The sequence below is a fragment of the Pedococcus dokdonensis genome, assembly GCF_900104525.1.
Taxonomy (GTDB): domain Bacteria; phylum Actinomycetota; class Actinomycetes; order Actinomycetales; family Dermatophilaceae; genus Pedococcus; species Pedococcus dokdonensis.
Genome location: NZ_LT629711.1, coordinates 2,634,645 through 2,653,898 on the forward strand (window position 1 = coordinate 2,634,645; position 19,254 = coordinate 2,653,898).

Consider the following 19,254-nt stretch of genomic DNA (forward strand, 5'->3'; position numbering starts at 1 on the left):
GCTGCCGAGGCCTAGTTGTTGAGGTTCGGCAGGACCACTGCGAAGTAGATGGCGTTGACGACGACACCCACGACGGCCGCGATGATGGCGAACCGCTTCGCCTTCGCCGAGGAGTCCTGGGCGCCGGCGACGTCACCCGAGGCGTACTTGCCGTTGACCTGCGCCGCGAAGACGATCGACGCGATGCCGAGCGGGAGGCAGCAGAAGATCGTCGACAGGATCGCCCAGACGAGGTAGTTGGGCGGGGGCGTGCCCCCGGCGGTCGGCTGGTTGTAGCCGGGCGCGGGCGGCGGCGGCGGCGGCGGGGTGCCGTAGTCAGACATGGAAGTTCCCTTCGGGGTAACGGGCGCCGCTCCCCCGTGGGCGCGACTGCGCGAAACGGTAGCGGATCACCGCAGGCCGGTGGGGCATATCGGGCATCAGATGCCGCGGCGTCTCGCGATCTCGTACAACGCCACCCCGGTGGCGATACCGGCGTTGAGCGACTCGACGGACGACGCCATGGGGATGGAGACGATCTGGTCGCAGGTCTCCCGCACCAGCCGCGACAGCCCCTTGCCCTCCGAGCCGGTCACGACCACGATCGGCTCGGTGGCCAGCTCGAGGGCCGGGAGCTCGACGTCTCCGTCCATGTCGAGCCCCAGCACGAAGAACCCGGCCTTGCGGTACTCCTCCAGCGCGCGGGTGAGGTTCGGGGCCAGCGCGACCGGCACCCGTGCGGCGGCACCAGCCGACGTCTTCCAGGCGCTGGCCGTCATCCCGACCGAGCGCCGCTCGGGCACCACGACGCCGTGCCCACCGAAGGCGGCCACCGAGCGGATGATCGCGCCGAGGTTGCGCGGGTCGGTGATGCCGTCCAGCGCCACCACCAGCGGGGTGCCCGGTGCCTCGGGGTCGATGAAGTCCTGGGGGTGCGCGTACTCGTAGGGCGGTACCTGCAGGGCCAGGCCCTGGTGCACCGCACCGTCGGTCAGCCGGTCGAGCTCCCCGCGCGGGGTCTCGAGGATGGCGATGCCCTTGGCGGTCGCGGTCTTCAGCGCCTCGCGCACCCGGTCGTCCGAGTCGATCCGTCCCGCCACGTACATCGTGCTCACGGGCACGTCGGCGCGCAGCGCCTCGACGACGGAGTTGCGGCCGGCGACGATCTCGCTGGACGCCTTCCCCCGACGCGACCCGCCGCGGCTGGCACTGGGCCGGGCGCCGGGCTTGGACCCGCCGCGCTTGTCGGCCGCCTTCGCGATCCGGTTGGCCTTGTGCTTGGGCCGGTCCTCGGCCTTCGGCGTCGGTCCCTTGCCCTCGAGCGAGCGTCGCCGCTGGCCGCCGGACCCGACCTGCGGTCCCTTCTTGGACGCCCCCTTGCGGACGGCGCCACGACGCTGGGAGTTGCCAGCCATGGGTGTTCCTCTCAGCTCTCGCGGCGAGCGAGCGACCAGTTCGCTCCCGACGCCGTGTCCTCGATGACGATCCCGGCCGCGCCGAGCTGGTCGCGGATCGCGTCGGCCGTCGCGAAGTCGCGGGCGGACCGGGCGGCTGCCCGCGCCTCCAGCTGCACCTGCACCAACGAGTCGAGCGCCGCCTGCGCGTCACCCGCGCCGGTGTCGCTGACGCCGCCCCAGTGCGGGTCGAGCGGGTTCACGCCGAGCAGGTCGGTCATCGCCAGCACCGCCGCGAAGGCCGCTGCGAGCGCCGCGTCGTCGCCGTCGTCGATGGCCGTGTTGCCGGCCCGCACGGTGTCGTGAAGCACGGCGAGCGCGCCCGAGACGTTGAGGTCGTCGTCCATGGCGGCGGCATACGCCTCCGGCACGGTGGAGTGGTCCGGGGTGGTGGACGTGCCCTCGGGCAGGGCCCGGAGCGCACGGGTGAGGAAGCCCTCGATCCGCTCGACGGTCGCCTCCGCCTCGCGCAACGAGCCCTCGTGGTACTCGATGGTGGAGCGGTAGTGCGCGGAGGTGAGGTAGTAGCGCACGGCCAGCGGACGGGCCACCTTGGTCACCTCGGAGACCACCAGGCTGTTGCCGAGCGACTTGCTCATCTTCTCGCCACCGACGGTGACCCAGGCGTTGTGCAGCCAGTAGGTGGTGAAGCCGAGCCCCGCCGCGTGCGACTGGGCCTGCTCGTTCTCGTGGTGCGGGAAGCGCAGGTCGACGCCGCCACCGTGGATGTCGAAGGCGTCCCCGAGGTACTTGCGGGCCATCGCCGAGCACTCGAGGTGCCAGCCGGGGCGCCCCACTCCGAACGGGGTGGCCCAGGAGGCGGTGGCCGGCTCCGACTCCTTGCGACCCTTCCAGAGCGCGAAGTCGCGGGGGTCGCGCTTGCCGCGCGGGTCGGCGTCCTGCGCCGCCTCCATGTCCTCGATCTTCTGGTGGGTGAGCGAGCCGTACTCCGGGAAGCTCTCGACGTCGAAGTAGACGTCACCGCTGCCGTCCGTCGCGGCGTAGGCGTGGCCCTTGTCGACGAGGGTCTCCATCAGGGCCACCATCTCGGGGATGTGCCCGGTGGCGCGCGGCTCGTAGGTCGGGGGCAGCACGCCGAGGGAGTCGAGTGCGGCGGCGGTCGCGACCTCGTTGCGGTAGGACAGCGCGAACCACTCCTCGCCCGCCTCCTGCGACTTGGCGAGGATCTTGTCGTCGATGTCGGTGACGTTGCGCACCAGGGTCACGGCGTAGCCGTGCCGGCCCTCGAGCCAGCGGCGCAGCACGTCGAACGCCACCGCGAACCGCACGTGCCCGATGTGGGGTGCAGCCTGCGTCGTGAGCCCGCAGATGTAGATGCCGACCTTCCCCGGGACCAGGGGTTGGAAGTCGCGCAGCTCGCGCGCGGCGGTGTCGTACAGGCGAAGACTCACGCGCGCAAGGCTACCTGCGCGCGAGCGATCGCCCGAACCGTCGCGGTGCGGGCCAGCGGGATGCCGACCGTGGGCCGGGCCGCACTCCCGGCATGCCCCGAGTCAGTGACCCCGGTCGATCCACTCCTGCAGGTGTGGCGCCTCCGCCCCGATCACGGTCGAGTCGCCGTGCCCGGTCAGGACGACGGTCTCGTCCGGCAGCGTCAGCAGCCGGTCGCGGATCGACTCGACGATGGTCGGGAAGTCGCTGTAGGACCGCCCGGTCGCCCCGGGACCGCCGTTGAAGAGGGTGTCCCCCGTGAACACCACGTCGAGCGCCGGGGCGTAGAGGCAGCACGAGCCCGGGGTGTGGCCCGGCGTGTGGATCACGTGCAGGTCCACGTCACCGACCGTGATGACCTGGCCGTCGGCCAGCTCGTGGTCGGGGGTCACCGGATAGAGCTCGTCCCAGAGCATCCGGTCAGCCGGGTGCAGGTATGCCGGGGCGCGGGTGCCGTCGCACACCTCACCGACCGCGTTGATGTGGTCGTTGTGGGCGTGCGTAGAGATGACGGCCACCACCCGGCGCTCGAGGTCGATCGACTTCACGATGGTGCGGCCGTCGTGGGCGGCGTCGATGATGACGCACTCCTTGTCGTCACCCACGACCCACACGTTGTTGTCGACCTCCCAGCTGCCGCCGTCGAGCTCGAACGTTCCCGAGGTGACCACGCGGTCCACCCGTACGCCACCCGACGAGGGTGCGATGACCGGCATACCGCTGCTGTCGTCGTGCTCCGGCACCATCAGAGGACCACCACCGAGCGGAGGACCTCGCCGCGCTCCATCTTGGCGAACGCCGCCTCCACGTCACCGAGCCCGATCCGCTCGGACACGAACGCGTCGAGGTCGAAGCGGCCCTGCCGGTAGAGGTCGACCAGCATCGGGAAGTCACGGCTCGGCAGGCAGTCGCCGTACCAGCTGGACTTCAGCGCACCACCCCGCCCGAAGATCTCGATCATCGGCAGGGTGACCTGCTTGTCGGGAGTGGGGACGCCGACGAGGACCACGGTGCCGGCCAGGTCGCGCGCGTAGAACGCCTGCTCGTAGGTCTCGGGACGGCCCACCGCCTCGACCACGACGTCGGCACCGAAGCCGCCGGTGAGCTCCTTGATCCGCTCGACGACGTCCTCGGTCCGGCCGTTCACGGTGTGCGTGGCACCGAACGACCTCGCGCCTTCGAGCTTCCGGTCGTCGACGTCGACCGCGATGATCGTCGTCGCGCCCGCGACGGTGGCGCCGGCGATGGCGGCATTGCCGACCCCACCGCAGCCGATCACGGCGATCGAGTCACCACGGCCCACCCCGCCGGTGTTGACCGCAGCCCCGAAGCCCGCCATCACGCCACAGCCGAGCAGTCCCACGGCGGCGGCGTCGGCCTCCGCGTCGACCTTCGTGCACTGGCCCGCTGCCACGAGGGTCTTCTCGATGAAGGCGCCGATGCCGAGGGCCGGGCTCAGCTCGGTGCCGTCGGTCAGCGTCATCTTCTGCTTGGCGTTGTGGGTGTTGAAGCAGTACCACGGCTTGCCCTTGAGGCAGGCGCGGCACTGACCGCAGACCGCGCGCCAGTTGAGGATCACGAAGTCGCCCGGCGCCACCTCGGTGACACCCTCGCCCACCGCCTCGACCAGCCCGGCCGCCTCGTGGCCGAGCAGGAACGGGAACTCGTCGTTGATCCCGCCCTCGCGGTAGTGCAGGTCGGTGTGGCAGACACCGCACGACTGCACCCGGACGACAGCCTCGCCCGGGCCGGGGTCGGGCACGACGACGTCGACGAGCTCGACATCGGCTCCCTTGCTGCGGGCGATGACTCCCTTGACGGTCTGCGGCATGCGTGGCTCTCCTTGGTCGGTTCGCGGGTTTCGGTGCTCGAGCGTTCAGACGGCTTCAGGTCCGGGCGATGACGAGGGCGGTGGCGATGGCGGCGATCCCCTCACCGCGCCCGGTCAGGCCGAGACCGTCGGACGTCGTGCCGCTCAGGGAGACCGGCGCGCCGACGGCTGCGGTCATGGCCTGCTCGGCGAGGTGGCGCTGGGTGCCGATCCTGGGCCGGTTGCCGATCACCTGGACCGCGACGTTGCCGATCTCGAACCCGGCCTCGCGGACGATGCGCGCGGCCTCGGCGAGCAGGGTGCGCCCGGATGCCCCGGCCAGCTCGGGCCGGCTGGTGCCGAAGTGCGTGCCCAGGTCGCCGACCCCGGCGGCCGAGAACAACGCGTCGCAGGCCGCGTGGCAGGCGACGTCGGCGTCGGAATGCCCCTCGAGCCCGACCTCGCCCGGCCAGAGCAGCCCGGCGAGCCACAGCTCGCGGGAGCCGTCGGCGGCGAAGCCGTGCACGTCGACGCCGACTCCTGTGCGCGGCATACCGGAGGGGTCCATGACCCCATCCAACCATCCACACCCGAGCGCCGGCCGGGCGGAAAACCCGAGGAGCCACCCCGCCGACCGTCGGTAGGGTCGCCGCCATGAGCGAGCCCGTCGAGCCCACCCCGACTCCCCTGGCCGTGCCCGTCCTCAGCGGCACGCTGGTCACGCTGCGGCCGCACAGTGTGGGCGACCTCGACGCAGTCCTCGAGCGGTGCGTCGACCCGATGACGCAGCGCTACACGACGATCCCGTTGCAGTACACGCGGGAGATGGCTCGGGAGTACCTCACCGGGCTGCTCGAGCCGTCGCCTGCGTTCGCCTCGTGGGCGATCGAGGTGGAGGCCCGGTATGCCGGCACGATCGACCTGCGCTCCCTGCCGGTCGACGTCGGGGCCGGCGACCTGGGGTTCGTCACGCACCCGGCATTCCGCGGGCGCGGGGTGATGTCGGAGGCGGTGTCGCTGGTCGTCGGCCACGCGTTCGACACCCTGGGTTGGCAGACCGTCCGGTGGCAGGCCCACGCCGGCAACTGGGGCAGCGCCAAGGCGGTCTGGCGCGCCGGCTTCCCGGTGCCGGTCTTCGTGCCCGACCTGCTGCTGGAGCGCGGCAAGCTCGTCGACGGTTGGAACAGCACCCTCCACGCCGACAGCGACCGCCAGCCGGTCGCTCCCTGGGACGACGTGGTCGCCGCCCTCACCCGTTAGTCAGTGAGGTGGCGCTCGGGGTATCAACGGGCGCTATCGCGCGCGGTATCACCCCGAACCGGCGATGGTTGCCAGGGCGCTAGTCGGCGAGGTGGCGCTCGGCCAGGGCGAGGTCGTCGGGCGTCGTGACCTTGAAGGCCAGCGGATCGCCCTCGACGACGCGGACGTGCCCACCGACCCGCTCGACCAGTGCGGCGTCGTCGGTGGCCTGCTCGCCGGAGGCGTGGGCATGCGCCAGCACCTCCCGCAGGAAGGCCTGCGGCGTCTGGATCGCGCGCAGGGTCGCACGGTCGGGGGTGCCGGTGACCCGGCCGACGGCGTCGACGACCTTGACGGTGTCGGTGACGGGCAGGCCCGGCACGACTGCCGGGTGACCCGACCGCACCTCGTGGACCAACCGCGAGAAGAGGCTCGCGGGCGCCAGGGCCCGGGCCGCGTCGTGCACCAGCACGATGCCGTCGTCGGGGCGCAGCGCCGCGAGACCCGCAGCGACGGAGTCGGTGCGCTCGGCACCACCCGCGACCACGTCGACGTCCTCGGCGCGAGCGCACCGGGACGCGATCGCGCCCGCCTCCCTCAGGTGGGAAGCGGGCGCGACCACGACGACGTGGGAGACCTCAGGCGCATCGAAGGCGCGCCGGACCGCGTGCTCGAGCAACGGCATACCGGCCAGGACCACGAAGGCCTTGGGCTGGGTGGCGCCGAGCCGCGTGCCCTGTCCTCCAGCAACGAGGACGACGGCAACGCTCAGGAGGCGAGCACCTCGTCGAGGATGGCCTCGGCCTTGTCCTCGTTGGTCTTCTCGGCGAGCGCGAGCTCGGAGACGAGGATCTGGCGGGCCTTGGCGAGCATGCGCTTCTCGCCGGCCGACAGGCCACGGTCCTTGTCACGACGCCACAGGTCGCGGACGACTTCGGCCACCTTGATCACGTCACCGGAGGCGAGCTTCTCGAGGTTGGCCTTGTAGCGGCGCGACCAGTTGGTCGGCTCCTCGGTGTGGGGGGCGCGAAGGACCGCGAAGACCTTGTCGAGACCGTCCTGGCCGACGACGTCGCGGACGCCGATGTCCTCGCAGTTGTCGGCAGGAACCTCGATCGTCAGATCGCCCTGGGCCACCTTGAGCTTGAGGTAGATCTTCTCCTCGCCCTTGATCGTGCGGGTGTTGATTTCTTCGATCAGTGCCGCCCCGTGGTGGGGGTACACGACCGTCTCGCCGACCTTGAAAACCATGTGTTGTTTTCCCCTTTCGCGACTCTCAGAATATCACGACACGCCGAGGTCAGGAAAGCCGAGCCGACAGCGTTTGCGCAGGTCAGCGACCCGCAAACGCATTGCAGCGCAACGATTTCGGTCTTGACAGAATGGCCTTTTCCATGCAACGCGTGCGGGTGCGCGCAACGGAGCAGGTGGCCGGTAGTCTGTCCCCCGTGACCCGCCGAACCTCGCCGGCCCCGTTCTCCGGAGGCCGTCCCGCCAGCCCGCGCCCGTCCTTCCGTCGCGTCGTCCCGGTGGCCGTGGCTGCCGCCGCGCTGGCGCTGTCGGCCTGCCAGACGCAGTCGCCGATCCAGACCGACGTGCCCTACGTGGCCGCCGACGGGGTGCCCGTCGACCTCGGCGCGGTGCAGCTGCGCGACCTCGTCGTCATCAGCAGCGGCAAGGACAAGGCCGGCGTCCTGTCCGCCGCGGTCAGCAACAACGGTGGCGAGGCGCAGCGCATCGCCTTCTCGGTCGGCCAGGGTGCGCCGGTGTATGCCGAGTCGCCGGCGCACAGCGAGCGTCGCCTCTCCGACGAGTCCCAGGTGCAGCTGCCCAACCTGCCGGTGGGTCCCGGTGACGTGGTCACCCTCAACGTGCAGACGCCCACCGCGCCGGCCGTGGTCGTCGTGGTGCCGGTCCTCAAGGCCTCCGGTTACTACGCCTCACTGGCCCCCACTGACGCACCCACCCCCTCCACGACCGCCACCCCCTGACACCGCCTGACACCCCGGCGACGCCGCACGCTTCCCGTCGGATGTCGCTGAACCTACGGTCGCCGGGCGCAAGCATCGGTGCCGGCTGACGCGTCGCCCGCCCGAGAGCTTCAGGGCCGGTACACCTCGCGTCGGTGCTCGACCCTCAGGACCACCACCTCGCCGGCGCCGTCGTTGAGGCGGTACAGGACGCGATAGGTGCCTCGCCTGGCGGAGCGAATGCCGGACAGGTCGCCACGCAGCGGCTTGCCCACGCGCTGCGGGTTGTCGACGAGCGCGCCCGTGAGGAACCCGACGACCGCGGCGGCGACCGCCTCGGGCCGTCCAGACTGGATGGCACGAACGGCGGGCGGCGTCAGGACGAGCTCGTAGGGTGGGTGGTCGCCACTCACGAACGCAGTGCGCGAACTGCTTCGACGCCGCGGACCACGTCGCCGGACGCATAGGCCGCATCCGCCTCGCGGATGTCGGCCAGCGCCTGCGGATCACTGAGCACCGCGAGGGTTTCCTCGAGCTCGGCCAGGTCGGACGGGCTGAGGATGATGGCCGCGGGGTAGCCGTTGCGAGTGACCGTGACCCGGTCGTGCTCGCGCTCGACGCGGTCGATCACCTCACTGAAGTGGTTGCGCACATCGCGCAGCGACTCGATGCTCATGACCACAATTGTGGCGCTCCCCAGCTCCACGTGCAAGGGCGGACTGGCCGACGCCGACGCCATGGCAGCCTCGCGGGTCAGGCGTTCGGGAGCATGGGGCAGGCCTGAAGGGTGGGTTCGTGGCCTCTCGACCGGAGTCAGTCGGACTCGAACTTGTAGCCCAGACCGCGCACGGTGACGATGTGCCGCGGGTCGGCGGGGTCGGGCTCGATCTTGGCCCGCAGCCGCTTCACGTGCACGTCGAGGGTCTTGGTGTCGCCGACGTAGTCACTGCCCCAGACCCGGTCGATCAGCTGCATGCGGGTCAGCACCCGCCCGGTGTTGCGCAGCAACATCTCGAGCAGCTCGAACTCCTTGAGCGGCAGCGGCGTGGGCTGCCCGGACACCGTCACGATGTGCCGCTCGACGTCCATCCGCACCGGACCTGCCTCGATCGTCGCGGGCAGCAGGTCCTCGGGCTCGGCCAGGCGACGCAGCACCGCCTTGATGCGAGCCAGCAGCTCGCGCGACGAGTAGGGCTTGGTGACGTAGTCGTCGGCGCCGATCTCGAGCCCGACGACCTTGTCGATCTCGCTGTCCTTGGCGGTCAGCATGATGACCGGCACGTTGGAGCGCGACCGGATCTGGCGGCACACCTCGGTGCCCGAGAGGCCGGGGAGCATCAGGTCGAGCAGCACGAGGTCGGCGCCGGCGCGGTCGAAGTCCTCCAGCGCCTCGGGGCCGGTCTCGGCCACGGCGACCTCGTAGCCCTCCTTGCGCAGGAGGTAGGACAGCGGGTCGGAGAACGAGATCTCGTCCTCGACGACGAGGATGCGGGTCATACGCGGGGCTCCACCTTCTGTGCAGATGAGGGTTGGGAGTGATCGGTATGCGGTGGGGGCGCGCTCTGGCGGGCGTCGGCCCCGGCGGATCCACCGGTGCGGTCGGCGGCGGCGGGCAGCCGGATCGTGAAGGTCGACCCGCGCCCCTCCTCGCTCCACACGGTGACGTCGCCGCCGTGGTTGGCGCAGATGTGCTTGACGATGGCGAGCCCGAGGCCGGTGCCACCGGTGGCGCGCGACCGCGCGTCGTCGACCCGGTAGAAGCGCTCGAAGATCCGGCCCTGCTCCTCGGCGGGGATGCCCTGGCCCTGGTCGGTCACGGTGATCTCGACCATCTCGTCGTTCAGCCGGCCGCCGACGGCGACCCGCGTGCCGGGCTCGGAGTAGGCGACGGCGTTGCCGATCAGGTTGCGCACGGCCGTGACGAGCAGGTCCTCGTCACCGAACACCTTGAGGTCGGGGGCGCACGCCTCCGCGATCTCGATCTGCTTGGCGTCGGCGCCCACCCTGGAGTAGTCGATCGCCTCGCGCACCGCGGCGGTCACGTCGACCAGGCGCGGCTCGTGCAGCGTGTCTGCCACCTGGAGCCGCGACAGGTCGACGATCTCCTTCACCAGCTGGGCCAGTCGGTGGCTCTCGACCTGCATCCGCGAGGCGAACCGCTCGACCGCCTCGGGGTCGTCCTTGGCGTCCTGGATCGCCTCGGCGAGCAGGCCGAGGCCACCCACGGGCGTCTTCAGCTCGTGGCTGACGTTGGCGACGAAGTCGCGGCGGACCTCCTCGACCCGGTGGGCCTGGGTGTGGTCCTCGACCAGCAGCAGCACGTGGCTGCTGCCCAGCGGGGCGACCCGGGCCTGCATGATCGAGCGCCCCTGGCCCAGCGGTCCTCGGGCCAGCTCGAGCTTGGCCTCCCGGATGACGCCGTCACGGCGCACCTGTCTCGCCAGGTGGCGAAGCTCCCCGTGCACCAGCTCGCGACCCTTCACCAACCCGTAGGCGGTCGCCGAGGGAGAGTTGTTGATCACCTCGTCGGCCGAGTCGACCACGATCGCACTCGACCGGAGCACGGCGAGGACGTCCGCGACCCCGGCGGGCAGCGGCACGACCGGTGCGGTCGGCGGCATACTCGTCTGCTGCCGCTCGGAGTAGCGCACGGCGACGACGGCCAGGGCGCCGGTCAGGAGCCCGGCGAACCCGGCCAGCACGGCGGCACTGGTCGCATCCACACCATCAATGTACGGTGCGCCGAGGGTCGGTCGGAGCACGGAACGGGCCTCCCGGGCACGACGTCCCCAGATGTTCACCTGAGGTCACCCGACCGTTCACTGCCCCGTGGGAGCCTCGGCTCGCACGCACCAAGGCACCACCCGTGCCCTCACCCATAGGGAAGCAATGCGCGACGCCTTTCACGAGGACCTGGACACCATCTCCGACCAGCTGGTCGAGATGACCCGTCTGGCCGGGTCCGCCATGTCCCGGGCCACCACGGCCCTGCTCGACGCCGACCTCAAGCTCGCCGAGTCGGTCATCGAGGCCGACAAGGAGCTCGACCGGCTCCGCGAGGACCTCGACGCCCTCTCCATCGACCTCCTCGCCCGCCAGCAGCCGGTCGCCACCGACCTGCGGATGGTCGTCACCGGCATGCGGATGAGCGCCGACCTCGAGCGGATGGGCGACCTCGCGCGCCACGTCGCCAAGGTCGCGCGGCTGCGCTACCCGGACTCGGCCGTGCCCGCCGACGTCCGCGCCACGATCCTGCAGATGGGCCAGGTGGCCGAGCGGATCGTGGCCAAGTGCGGTCAGGTCATCGCGGCCAAGGACGTCGAGGACGCCAAGACGCTCGAGCGCGACGACGACGCGATGGACGAGCTGCACCGCACGCTCTTCGGCCACCTGATCGACGGGTCGTGGAAGCACGGCACCGAGGCGGCCGTCGACATGACCCTGGTGGGTCGCTACTACGAGCGGTTCGCCGACCACGCCGTGTCGGTCGCCCACCGCGTCGTCTACCTGGTCACCGGCGAATGGGATGTCGCCGAGGACCACGAGGAGCAGGAGGACCGCGCCAGCGAGCTGCGGTGACCCCTGCTCGACGCCTGTCCTTTCGGGACAGAAGGGCCCGGTATGCCGTGGGGGCGGCACACCGGGCCCTGTTGCGTCCGCGGCGCCTGCGCGTCGCCCGCCGAAAGTCCTCGACGGCTCTCAACCTCGGGCACACTGACGCGCGTCTAGGGGGTCATGAGCACCATCGCTGACGTGGAGGGGAGGGTCGCCGTGCAGGCCACGGAGGAGGAGTTCGCGCGCTTCGTGCAGGCGCGGTGGGACCAGCTGGTCCGCACCGCCTACCTGCTCACCGGTGACCGGGGGCGCGCGGAGGACCTCGTGCAGCAGGTGCTGGTCAAGGTGCACCGCCGCTGGGGGCACGTCGCGACGGTGGAGTCGCCCTACGCCTACACCCGCGCAGCGCTGGCCAACGAGTCCGCCTCGTGGTGGCGCCGGCGGCGGGTGGCCGAGACGCTGGGTGAGCTGCCGCTGCACGCCGACCGCGCGCCCGGCGACGCGTATGCCGCCTACGACACCCGCGACGAGATCGCCCGCGCCGTGCTCGCGCTCCCCCCGCGGATGCGGGCGGTCGTGGTGCTGCGCTACTTCGACGACCTGTCCGAGGCCGACACGGCGGCGGCGCTGGGGATGTCGGTCGGCTCGGTGAAGAGCCAGGCCTCCCGCGGGCTGGAGCGGCTCCGCTCGGTCCTCGCCCCCACCACGACGACCGACCAGACCGACAGCGACGGCACCGGCGAGAGGAGCCTGGCATGAGCATCGAGACCCAGCTGCGCGAGGCCCTGTCGGCCCGTGCCGACGAGGTGGGCGGGTCCGTCGGCGACCCCTACGCGCGGGTGTCCGGCGCCATCGTCACGGACCGTCGGCGCCGGCGCACCGCCGCGCTGGCCGGTGTCGCGGCGGTGGCTGCCCTGGCCGTCGCGATCCCCAGCCTGTCCGGCACGGCCGGTCGGCACACGACGACGCCCGCGAGGACGACGACCCAGCTCGTTCCCGGACCGAGCGACCCGCGCTGGGGGTCGATGGCGACCTGGCCGACGAGGGGTTCGCTGGCCTCCGACACCGCGTTCGTCACCGAGGCAGGCGACCGTCTCGCGACGGGTGACCAGAACAACGTGCTGTATGCCGGCGAAGTGGGCGGGCGCCGTGTCGTCGTGTCCTGGTCGCTGTCCGTGGGGACCGACTCGCGCACCGAGCAGCTCCACCTCGGCATCGCGCCCAGCGGAGCCCCCGCCGAGGAGCTGGTCACCAGCGTGGCCGAGGGGGCCGCGGCTTCCCAGGACGTCGTGCTGGCCCGGCTGGGGATGCGCCCCGACTCCCCACTGCTCGTCCTGACGACCCCGGCGACCAGGTCCGGCGAGGTCTCGGCATCGGCCAGGGTGAATGCCGACGGCTCGGCGACCCGCACCCCCTGGCAGCGGTTCGACCTCACCGACGGCACCGGCGTCATCGACCTGCGGAACTCTCCGACCTTCCTCACCCGGGTGAAGGTCGGCGAGTACGACGGGCAGGCGACCGGCCTCGTCGACGGGGTGGGCGCGACGACCCAGCCGGCCATCTGCCTCGACCTGTGCAAGGACTTCGACGAGCGCTTCGTCGCGGCCACGACCTCCGGGGTCGCGCAGCAGCTCGGCGTCTCCGCCGACCAGGTCTCGACCACGCTCGTCTACTCGGGTCCGGCGGACGCCGTGGTCGCCGGTGCCGCTGGCGTCACCGATGCGACGGACGGAACGCTGCGGCTCGTCGTCGCCGACAGCCGGGTGGGTGATGCCCTGCTGCGCAGCGCACTGCTCGTGCACTCCGCGAAGGACGGCGCCGAGACCCAGGAGCTGCTCACCTCGGTGCCGCTGGACACCCGGGAGGGCCAGCCCGCTCCCTTTGTGCTGAAGGGGCTCCTGCCCGACGCAAAGCAGCTTCGCTACCAGGTCTTCGCTCCGGGGGCTGCCCAGGTGCAGCTCGTCTCGGACGTGCCGAGCATCTACCCGGACTCGGCCAAGGTCACCGTCACCCGCGACAGCGCGATCCTGACCACGCAGGGGCCGAGCGACGTCGAGTCGCCCTACCGGGTGGCGACCTACGACGCCTCGGGAGCGCTGACCGGCACCTGGCCGCTGGAGCCGCCGAGTCGCAACGACCCCTTCGACACCCAGCCGTGACAGCCGGTGACGCGGGTCAGCGGCCCTGGCTGGCGACCGCTGCAGCGGCCTCGGCGGCGGCCACCGGGTCGAGGTACTGAGCGGGCTCGGTCGGCAAGAAGTCGTCGCCGAGGGTGTAGACCAGCGGCTGGCCGGTCGGGATGTTGAGCGCGGCGATGTCCTCGTCGCTGATGCCGTCGAGGTGCTTGACCAGCGCGCGCAGGCTGTTGCCGTGGGCGGTGACGAGCACCGTCTCACCGGCCCGCAGGTCGTCCTGGATGGCGCCCTCCCAGTAGGGCATCATCCGGGCGATGACGTCCTTGAGGCACTCGGTGCGCGGCACCTCGATGCCGGCGTAGCGCGGGTCGTCGCTCTGGTCGAACTCCGAGCCGACCTCGATCGGCGGCGGCGGGGTGTCGAACGAGCGTCGCCACAGCATGAACTGCTCGTCGCCGTACTTGTCTCGGGTCGCGGCCTTGTCGAGGCCCTGGAGGGCGCCGTAGTGCCGCTCGTTGAGCCGCCAGTCGCGCCGCACCGGGATCCAGTGCCGGTCGGCGGCATCCAGCGCCAGGTTGGCGGTCGTGATCGCGCGCCGCAGCACCGAGGTGTGCACGACCGTCGGCAGGACTCCCTTGTCCTTCAACAGCCGTCCGCCGTTGACCGCCTCGGCCCGACCCTGGTCGTTGAGGTCGACGTCGACCCAGCCGGTGAAGAGGTTCTTGGCGTTCCAGTCGGAGTGCCCGTGGCGCAGCAGGATCAGCGTGTATGCCATGCCGCCAGCCTAGCGAGCGCGCCAGCACCGTCCGAGCCGGTGGCCACGCCTCAGGACTCGGCCGGCCCGGGGTCGCCGTCGCGCTGCAGGATCGGGCGGAACGCCTCGAGGTTGCGCAGCGACTCACCCCGCGACACGCGCCAGTCCCACTCCTTGCGCATGCTCGTGATGAAGCCAATCGCCAGCAGCTCGTTGAAGTGCGAGTCCGCGGCCTCCAGCACGACCCCCAACAGCTGGTCGAGGTAGGCCGCGTCGACACCGCTTGCGGGCACCCGCCCGGTGACGTAGACGTCACCGGCCTGGTCGATCGAGTAGGCCAGCCCGGGCAGGCGGAGGTTCTTGCGCAGGAGGTAGCGGTAGAACGTCTCATGGTCCTCGTCGGGGTTGCGCATGACGAACGCGGAGACCGAGAGGGTGTCGCCCGCGACCACCAGCGAGACCACCGTCTTGAGCTTCTTCTCGCCCGGCAGGGTGAGCACGAGCTCGCCGTCGCGGGCACCGCCCTCCCACTCGATCCCGGCGTCGGCGAGGTAGTCCTGGACCACCGACAGCAGCGCGGAGGTGCCGGCAGCAGAGGTCACGGGACGACCGCCGCGGGGATGCCGGCCAGCACGCCGTTGGGCGATGGGGCGTCCTTGGACTGGGCCCGCGCGCGACAGGCCTCGACGTAGACCTCATAGAGGCGCTCGGTGGTGCGGTCCCAGCCGAACAACGCAGCGTGCTCGATGGCCTTGCGGCTCAACGCTTCTCGTTGCTGCGGGTCGATCAGGAGCTGTTCGAGGGCGAGCGACCAGACGTGGGGGTCGTGGCCCTGCACGAGCACTCCGGCGTCGCCGACGGCGGTGGGCAGTCCACCCACGTCAGCGGCCACCACGGGCGTGCCGCACGCCTGTGCCTCCACCGCGACGAGCCCGAACGACTCGGAGTGCGAGGGCACGGCTACGAGGTCGGCGGCGCGGTACCAGTCGGCGAGCTCGTCGCGCGGCACCGGTGGCACGAACCGGACCTGGGCGCTGATGCCGAGCCCCTCGGCGAGCTCCTGGAGGCCGCGGGGATGGGCCAGGCCAGAGCCGGACGGGCCACCCAGCACCGCGACGACGAGCTCACCGGCCCAGTCGGGGTGCCGGCCCAACAGCTCGGCGGCCGCCTTGACCAGCACCTCGGGCGCCTTCAGGGGCTGGAGGCGCCCGACGAAGAGCAGCACCTTGGCGTCCTGGGGCAGCCCCACGGCGGCACGCGCCGCCCGTGGGTCACCCGGCGAGAACAACGACAGGTCCACCCCGGGAGGCACGACGACCACCTTGTCGGGGTCCGCGGCATACAGGTCGATCAGCTCGTTGCGCTCGCCCAGGGTGTTGGCGATCAGGCGGTCGGCGGCCTCCACCACCTGGACCTCGCCGATCTCGCGGCCGGGCGGTTCAGGGGTGTCGCCCTCGGCGAGGTGCTGGTTCTTCACGCGGGCCATCGTGTGCATGGTGTGCACGAGCGGCACCTGCCAGCGGTCTGCGGCGAGCCAGCCGACCTGCCCCGAGAGCCAGTAGTGCGAGTGCACCAGGCTGTAGTGGCCCTCCGGCTCGTGCGCCCCGGTGCGCATCACGCCGGCAGCGAAGGCGCACAGCTGGCCGGGCAGGTCGTCCTTGCCGAGGCCCTCGTAGGGGCCGGCCGTCACGTGGCGCACGGTGACGCCGGGTTCCACCTGGACCGTCGGCGGCAGGTCGGCCGTCGTCGTCCGGGTGAAGATCTCGACCTCCACGCCCCGCTTGGCGAGCTGGTGGGCCACCTCGACGACGTAGACGTTCATGCCGCCCGCGTCACCGGTGCCGGGCTGCTCCAACGGGGAGGTGTGGACACTGAGCATCGCGACACGGTCGATGCGGTCGCAGCAGCCCATGTCGCGAGTCTGCCACGCGGTCCCGAGGGGCTACGAGGTGGAGGTCGGGACGGGGCGTGCCTGGGACGAGACGGTGAGGAAGCACCCGTCGGTCCAGACGTGGATGTCGGTGCGTCCCTCGGCACGGATGTCGACGCCGCGGGCGACCCGCTGGGGGCCGATCCCCACGTCGGTGCCCAGAAGGGTGGAGAACACCGCCCGCCCCTCGACCGCCCCGGGGTCGACCCACGCGGCGGAGTTGCGCAGGTTCACGGCCGGCAGTCCTGGCCGGATGCCGATCGTCTGCGGCTCGCGGTTCAGGTGCCAGACGATGCCGTCGGCGCCGATGACGGAGGCGCCGACCCGGACGACCCCACCACCCGCCTCGATCCGCAGGGTCAGCGGCAACGTGCGCGACCCGTCCCCGACCGTGCCCAGGTAGGTGGCCCGCCCGGGCAGGAAGACCAGCTCGGTGATGGTGACGTTGTCGAACCGCCGGGTGACCCGCTCGCGGGTGTGACCGTCGGAGCCGGTGGTCGCGTCGCCCTCCACCGCAGACAACATCGACCCACCGATCACGGTCTGCAGGAGCAACGAGCTGTCCCGGTTGACGCGGAGGCCGTCCGAGTAGAGCGAGACGGTCACCCCACCGCCGAGGGTCGCGACACCCTTCGCGTCGGCCCCGACGGTCAGCAGGCCCGGGGGCACGTCGACGAAGCCCTCGCCGCGCCCGACCCACCCGGGCACGCTGGTGGCCAGCCCGAGCAGGCCCAGCGCGAGCAGCGAGGCCACGAGGGCGACCATGCTGCGGCTGACGTCGCGCCTGCGCCACCTGACCAGGCGGTTCCTCAGCAGCTGAGTCGCACCCGGGGTCACCCACAGAGGATGGCAGACCGGCCCGGGTGTCGCTGCGCCACCTACGCTGGGGTGGTGGCTCAGCAACGCCCGGTGGGCACGATCACCCGCGGCACCACCAACCCCAACCGGCTGCGTCGCGTCGACCGGTGGCTGGCCGGCCCCGAGGCCTGGCGGCTGCGCCGGTCACCGACGGCGCCGGTCGTGGTCGACCTCGGGTATGGCGCGTCGCCGGTCACCGCGGTCGAGCTGCACGACCGGCTGCGGCGGGTCCGCCCGGACGTCGAGGTGGTCGGCATCGAGATCGAACCGGACCGGGTGGCGCTCGGCGCACCGCTCGAGCGCGACGGGCTGTCGTTCCGGCTCGGCGGATTCGAGGTGCCGCTGGACGGGCGCGACGCCACGGTGGTGCGGGCCTTCAACGTGCTGCGGCAGTACGACGAGTCCGAGGTGGCCGCGGCCTGGGCGACCGTGCAGTCGCGGCTCACACCGGACGGCCTGCTCGTCGACGGCACCTGCGACGAGCTCGGCCGCCGCAGCGCCTGGATCGCGGTCGACCGCTCGGGCCCGGTGTCGCTCAGCCTCTCGTGGCGGCTGCGTGGGCTGGACCGCCCCTCCGACATCGCCGAGCGGCTGCCCAAGTCCCTCATCCACCGCAACGTCGACGGCGAACCCGTGCGCGACTGGCTGCAGGCCCTCGACCAGGCCTGGCTGCGGGCCGCCCACCAGGCCAGCTTCGGGGTTCGGCAGCGCTTCCTGGCGACTGTCGATTCGGTGCGTGACCAGGGTTGGCCGGTGCTCGACGGACCCAGCCGCTGGCGGCTCGGCGAGGTCACCGTCGATTGGTCGGCCGTCGCCCCGGGCTGAGCCGGTCAGCCGTCGTCAGTCGTCGCGGGCGTAGTCGTCCTCGAGCCGCACGATGTCGGCCTCGTCGAACTCTCCGTAGGCGATCTCGAGCAACCGCCCGGTGCGCTCACCACGGTTCGCCATCCGGTGCACCGCGTTGCACGGCACCCAGACCGACTCCCCCGGCGCGGCGCTCCACGTGCGCTCGCCGACGGTCACCTCGATCGGGACGTCGAGCACCTGCCAGAACTCGCCGCGGTGGTCGTGCGTCTGCAGCGAGAGCCGGTGACCGGGCTCGACGGTGATGATCTTGACGGTGACGCGCTCGTTCGAGACGAACTGCTGGAACCGCCCCCACGGGCGCTCCTGCGTGAAGATGCCGTCCCGCGGGTCGGCCATTGCGGCCACGTCGGCCTGCTCGGTCATGCTCTTCCCTCCGTCGTGCTGGTTCCCCATCAGACGCGCTCGGCCGCCGAAGGTGTCGTCCCGTCGCAGTCGGACTGCCGTCCGGGGTTCACCACGGCCCGTAGGGTCCCATGTGCTGGCCACCGCGACCACCGCCACTGACCTGACGGAGGGCGGGTCGCACGTCGGCCATGTAGATCGCCGCCGCGACGACGGCGATCAGCCCGATCGAGAAGGTCAGGTTGGATCCGATCGACACGAAGCCGAGCAGCGTCGCGACACCGAGGATGATCGACCAGAACTGCTTCGTGCGCTTGCCCGCCGCCACGAACGCGTCCGGACGGTGCCGCACCGCGTCGACGAGTGCGAACACCTCGAGGGCGAAAGCGGCCACGCCCAGCAGCAGCGTGACGATGCCTTGAGCGGTGAACAATCCGGAGAACATGGGGACAGCCTACGGGTCCGAGGAGCCCCGCACGGTCAGACCTCGACCACCAGCGTGACCGGACCGTCGTTGACGAGGCTGACTTCCATCATCGCGCCGAACCTCCCCGTCGCGACCTCGATCCCCCGCTCCCGCAGCGCCGCCACGAGGGCATCCACGAGGGGCTCGGCGACCGGCCCGGGAGCGGCCGCACCCCACGACGGCCGACGCCCCTTGCGGGTGTCGGCGTAGAGCGTGAACTGGCTGACCACCAGCACCGGCGCGCCCTCGTCGACGACGGACCGCTCGTCCCGCAGGATCCGCAGGTCGCCGATCTTGCGCGCCAGCGCGCTCACCTGGTCGGGCCCGTCGTCGTGGGTCACGCCGACCAGCGCGAGCAGGCCCGGGCGCTCGATCGACCCGATCACCTCGCCGTCGACGCTGACCGAGGCACTGGTCACGCGTTGCAGGACGGCACGCACGTC

Annotated in this window: 25 protein-coding genes; 6 read left to right on the forward strand and 19 right to left on the reverse strand. The window is 71.6% G+C overall.

The window, feature by feature from the left end; all coding sequences use genetic code 11:
- Positions 1-11: 11 nt before the first annotated feature.
- The 6 genes from BLQ34_RS12370 to ispF all read right to left on the reverse strand — a co-directional run bounded on the left by BLQ34_RS12370 (position 12) and on the right by ispF (position 5,263).
- Entirely contained in the window at positions 12-323 is a 312-nt protein-coding gene (locus tag BLQ34_RS12370; protein WP_091785932.1) for a CD225/dispanin family protein, read from the reverse strand.
- 96 nt (positions 324-419) lie between these two features.
- Positions 420-1,394, reverse strand: a complete 975-nt coding sequence (rlmB, locus tag BLQ34_RS12375; RefSeq protein WP_091785935.1) for a 23S rRNA (guanosine(2251)-2'-O)-methyltransferase RlmB — start codon at positions 1,392-1,394, stop codon at positions 420-422.
- An 11-nt stretch (positions 1,395-1,405) separates the two neighbouring features.
- On the reverse strand, positions 1,406-2,845 hold the full coding sequence (cysS, locus tag BLQ34_RS12380; RefSeq protein WP_091785938.1) for a cysteine--tRNA ligase: 1,440 nt from the start codon (positions 2,843-2,845) through the stop codon (positions 1,406-1,408).
- 102 nt (positions 2,846-2,947) lie between these two features.
- Positions 2,948-3,631 carry an MBL fold metallo-hydrolase gene (locus BLQ34_RS12385; RefSeq protein ID WP_231961113.1) on the reverse strand — a complete coding sequence of 228 codons (684 nt, stop codon included), beginning with the start codon at positions 3,629-3,631 and terminating at the stop codon, positions 2,948-2,950.
- Entirely contained in the window at positions 3,631-4,716 is a 1,086-nt protein-coding gene (locus tag BLQ34_RS12390) for an S-(hydroxymethyl)mycothiol dehydrogenase (protein WP_091785941.1), read from the reverse strand. The genes BLQ34_RS12385 and BLQ34_RS12390 overlap by 1 nt, the downstream gene beginning before the upstream one ends.
- A gap of 55 nt (positions 4,717-4,771) precedes the next feature.
- On the reverse strand, positions 4,772-5,263 hold the full coding sequence (ispF, locus tag BLQ34_RS12395) for a 2-C-methyl-D-erythritol 2,4-cyclodiphosphate synthase (protein WP_091785945.1): 492 nt from the start codon (positions 5,261-5,263) through the stop codon (positions 4,772-4,774).
- Positions 5,264-5,349: 86 nt separating this feature from the next.
- Here ispF and BLQ34_RS12400 point away from each other — a divergent pair, with 86 nt between their 5' ends.
- The gene (locus BLQ34_RS12400) at positions 5,350-5,955 is read left to right on the forward strand and encodes a GNAT family N-acetyltransferase (RefSeq protein WP_091785948.1); all 606 of its coding nucleotides are present in this window, start codon (positions 5,350-5,352) and stop codon (positions 5,953-5,955) included.
- 79 nt (positions 5,956-6,034) lie between these two features.
- On the opposite strand, the gene ispD is transcribed toward BLQ34_RS12400, so the two are convergent.
- A complete protein-coding gene (gene ispD, locus BLQ34_RS12405) occupies positions 6,035-6,706 on the reverse strand; it encodes a 2-C-methyl-D-erythritol 4-phosphate cytidylyltransferase (protein WP_091785951.1) in 672 nt (223 codons plus the stop codon).
- The gene (locus BLQ34_RS12410; RefSeq protein WP_091785954.1) at positions 6,703-7,185 is read right to left on the reverse strand and encodes a CarD family transcriptional regulator; all 483 of its coding nucleotides are present in this window, start codon (positions 7,183-7,185) and stop codon (positions 6,703-6,705) included. Before BLQ34_RS12410 ends, ispD begins: the two co-directional genes overlap by 4 nt.
- 197 nt (positions 7,186-7,382) lie before the next feature.
- Here BLQ34_RS12410 and BLQ34_RS12415 point away from each other — a divergent pair, with 197 nt between their 5' ends.
- Positions 7,383-7,925 (forward strand): hypothetical protein, encoded by a 543-nt coding sequence (locus tag BLQ34_RS12415; protein ID WP_157693031.1) that lies wholly within the window; start codon positions 7,383-7,385, stop codon positions 7,923-7,925.
- A 110-nt stretch (positions 7,926-8,035) separates the two neighbouring features.
- On the opposite strand, the gene BLQ34_RS12420 is transcribed toward BLQ34_RS12415, so the two are convergent.
- The 4 genes from BLQ34_RS12420 to BLQ34_RS12435 all read right to left on the reverse strand — a co-directional run bounded on the left by BLQ34_RS12420 (position 8,036) and on the right by BLQ34_RS12435 (position 10,627).
- Positions 8,036-8,317, reverse strand: coding sequence for a type II toxin-antitoxin system RelE family toxin (locus tag BLQ34_RS12420; RefSeq protein WP_091785959.1), 282 nt, complete (start codon positions 8,315-8,317; stop codon positions 8,036-8,038).
- Positions 8,314-8,580 carry a type II toxin-antitoxin system Phd/YefM family antitoxin gene (locus BLQ34_RS12425; RefSeq protein ID WP_091789930.1) on the reverse strand — a complete coding sequence of 89 codons (267 nt, stop codon included), beginning with the start codon at positions 8,578-8,580 and terminating at the stop codon, positions 8,314-8,316. The genes BLQ34_RS12420 and BLQ34_RS12425 overlap by 4 nt, the downstream gene beginning before the upstream one ends.
- Positions 8,581-8,717: 137 nt before the next feature.
- Positions 8,718-9,401: a response regulator transcription factor gene (locus BLQ34_RS12430; protein WP_091785961.1), complete on the reverse strand. Its 684-nt coding sequence runs from the start codon at positions 9,399-9,401 to the stop codon at positions 8,718-8,720.
- Positions 9,398-10,627 (reverse strand): sensor histidine kinase, encoded by a 1,230-nt coding sequence (locus BLQ34_RS12435; RefSeq protein ID WP_091785963.1) that lies wholly within the window; start codon positions 10,625-10,627, stop codon positions 9,398-9,400. Before BLQ34_RS12435 ends, BLQ34_RS12430 begins: the two co-directional genes overlap by 4 nt.
- Positions 10,628-10,793: 166 nt before the next feature.
- Here BLQ34_RS12435 and phoU point away from each other — a divergent pair, with 166 nt between their 5' ends.
- The 3 genes from phoU to BLQ34_RS12450 all read left to right on the forward strand — a co-directional run bounded on the left by phoU (position 10,794) and on the right by BLQ34_RS12450 (position 13,618).
- Complete coding sequence (gene phoU / locus BLQ34_RS12440) at positions 10,794-11,483, forward strand: phosphate signaling complex protein PhoU (RefSeq protein WP_091785965.1); 690 nt, start codon at positions 10,794-10,796, stop codon at positions 11,481-11,483.
- Between the two features lie 156 nt (positions 11,484-11,639).
- Complete coding sequence (locus BLQ34_RS12445) at positions 11,640-12,218, forward strand: SigE family RNA polymerase sigma factor (RefSeq protein ID WP_172829400.1); 579 nt, start codon at positions 11,640-11,642, stop codon at positions 12,216-12,218.
- Positions 12,215-13,618, forward strand: a complete 1,404-nt coding sequence (locus tag BLQ34_RS12450) for a hypothetical protein (RefSeq protein WP_091785967.1) — start codon at positions 12,215-12,217, stop codon at positions 13,616-13,618. The genes BLQ34_RS12445 and BLQ34_RS12450 overlap by 4 nt, the downstream gene beginning before the upstream one ends.
- A gap of 16 nt (positions 13,619-13,634) precedes the next feature.
- On the opposite strand, the gene BLQ34_RS12455 is transcribed toward BLQ34_RS12450, so the two are convergent.
- The 4 genes from BLQ34_RS12455 to BLQ34_RS12470 form a co-directional block, all read right to left on the reverse strand.
- Positions 13,635-14,369, reverse strand: coding sequence for a phosphoglyceromutase (locus BLQ34_RS12455; RefSeq protein ID WP_091785968.1), 735 nt, complete (start codon positions 14,367-14,369; stop codon positions 13,635-13,637).
- A gap of 50 nt (positions 14,370-14,419) precedes the next feature.
- On the reverse strand, positions 14,420-14,950 hold the full coding sequence (locus BLQ34_RS12460; RefSeq protein WP_091785970.1) for a YbjN domain-containing protein: 531 nt from the start codon (positions 14,948-14,950) through the stop codon (positions 14,420-14,422).
- A complete protein-coding gene (gene mshA / locus BLQ34_RS12465; protein WP_331712502.1) occupies positions 14,947-16,227 on the reverse strand; it encodes a D-inositol-3-phosphate glycosyltransferase in 1,281 nt (426 codons plus the stop codon). The genes BLQ34_RS12460 and mshA overlap by 4 nt, the downstream gene beginning before the upstream one ends.
- Before the next feature lie 63 nt (positions 16,228-16,290).
- Complete coding sequence (locus BLQ34_RS12470) at positions 16,291-17,043, reverse strand: hypothetical protein (RefSeq protein WP_091785974.1); 753 nt, start codon at positions 17,041-17,043, stop codon at positions 16,291-16,293.
- 81 nt (positions 17,044-17,124) lie between these two features.
- On the opposite strand from BLQ34_RS12470, the gene BLQ34_RS12475 reads away from it, so the two are divergent.
- The gene (locus BLQ34_RS12475) at positions 17,125-17,961 is read left to right on the forward strand and encodes a class I SAM-dependent methyltransferase (protein WP_172829401.1); all 837 of its coding nucleotides are present in this window, start codon (positions 17,125-17,127) and stop codon (positions 17,959-17,961) included.
- A 15-nt stretch (positions 17,962-17,976) separates the two neighbouring features.
- On the opposite strand, the gene BLQ34_RS12480 is transcribed toward BLQ34_RS12475, so the two are convergent.
- From BLQ34_RS12480 to dtd, 3 genes are all read right to left on the reverse strand, one after another.
- Positions 17,977-18,366, reverse strand: coding sequence for a phosphomannose isomerase type II C-terminal cupin domain (locus BLQ34_RS12480; RefSeq protein WP_231961116.1), 390 nt, complete (start codon positions 18,364-18,366; stop codon positions 17,977-17,979).
- Between the two features lie 88 nt (positions 18,367-18,454).
- Positions 18,455-18,790, reverse strand: a complete 336-nt coding sequence (locus tag BLQ34_RS12485; RefSeq protein ID WP_091785981.1) for a DUF2516 family protein — start codon at positions 18,788-18,790, stop codon at positions 18,455-18,457.
- 35 nt (positions 18,791-18,825) lie between these two features.
- Entirely contained in the window at positions 18,826-19,251 is a 426-nt protein-coding gene (gene dtd, locus BLQ34_RS12490; RefSeq protein ID WP_091785984.1) for a D-aminoacyl-tRNA deacylase, read from the reverse strand.
- Between the last annotated feature and the right edge of the window lie 3 nt (positions 19,252-19,254).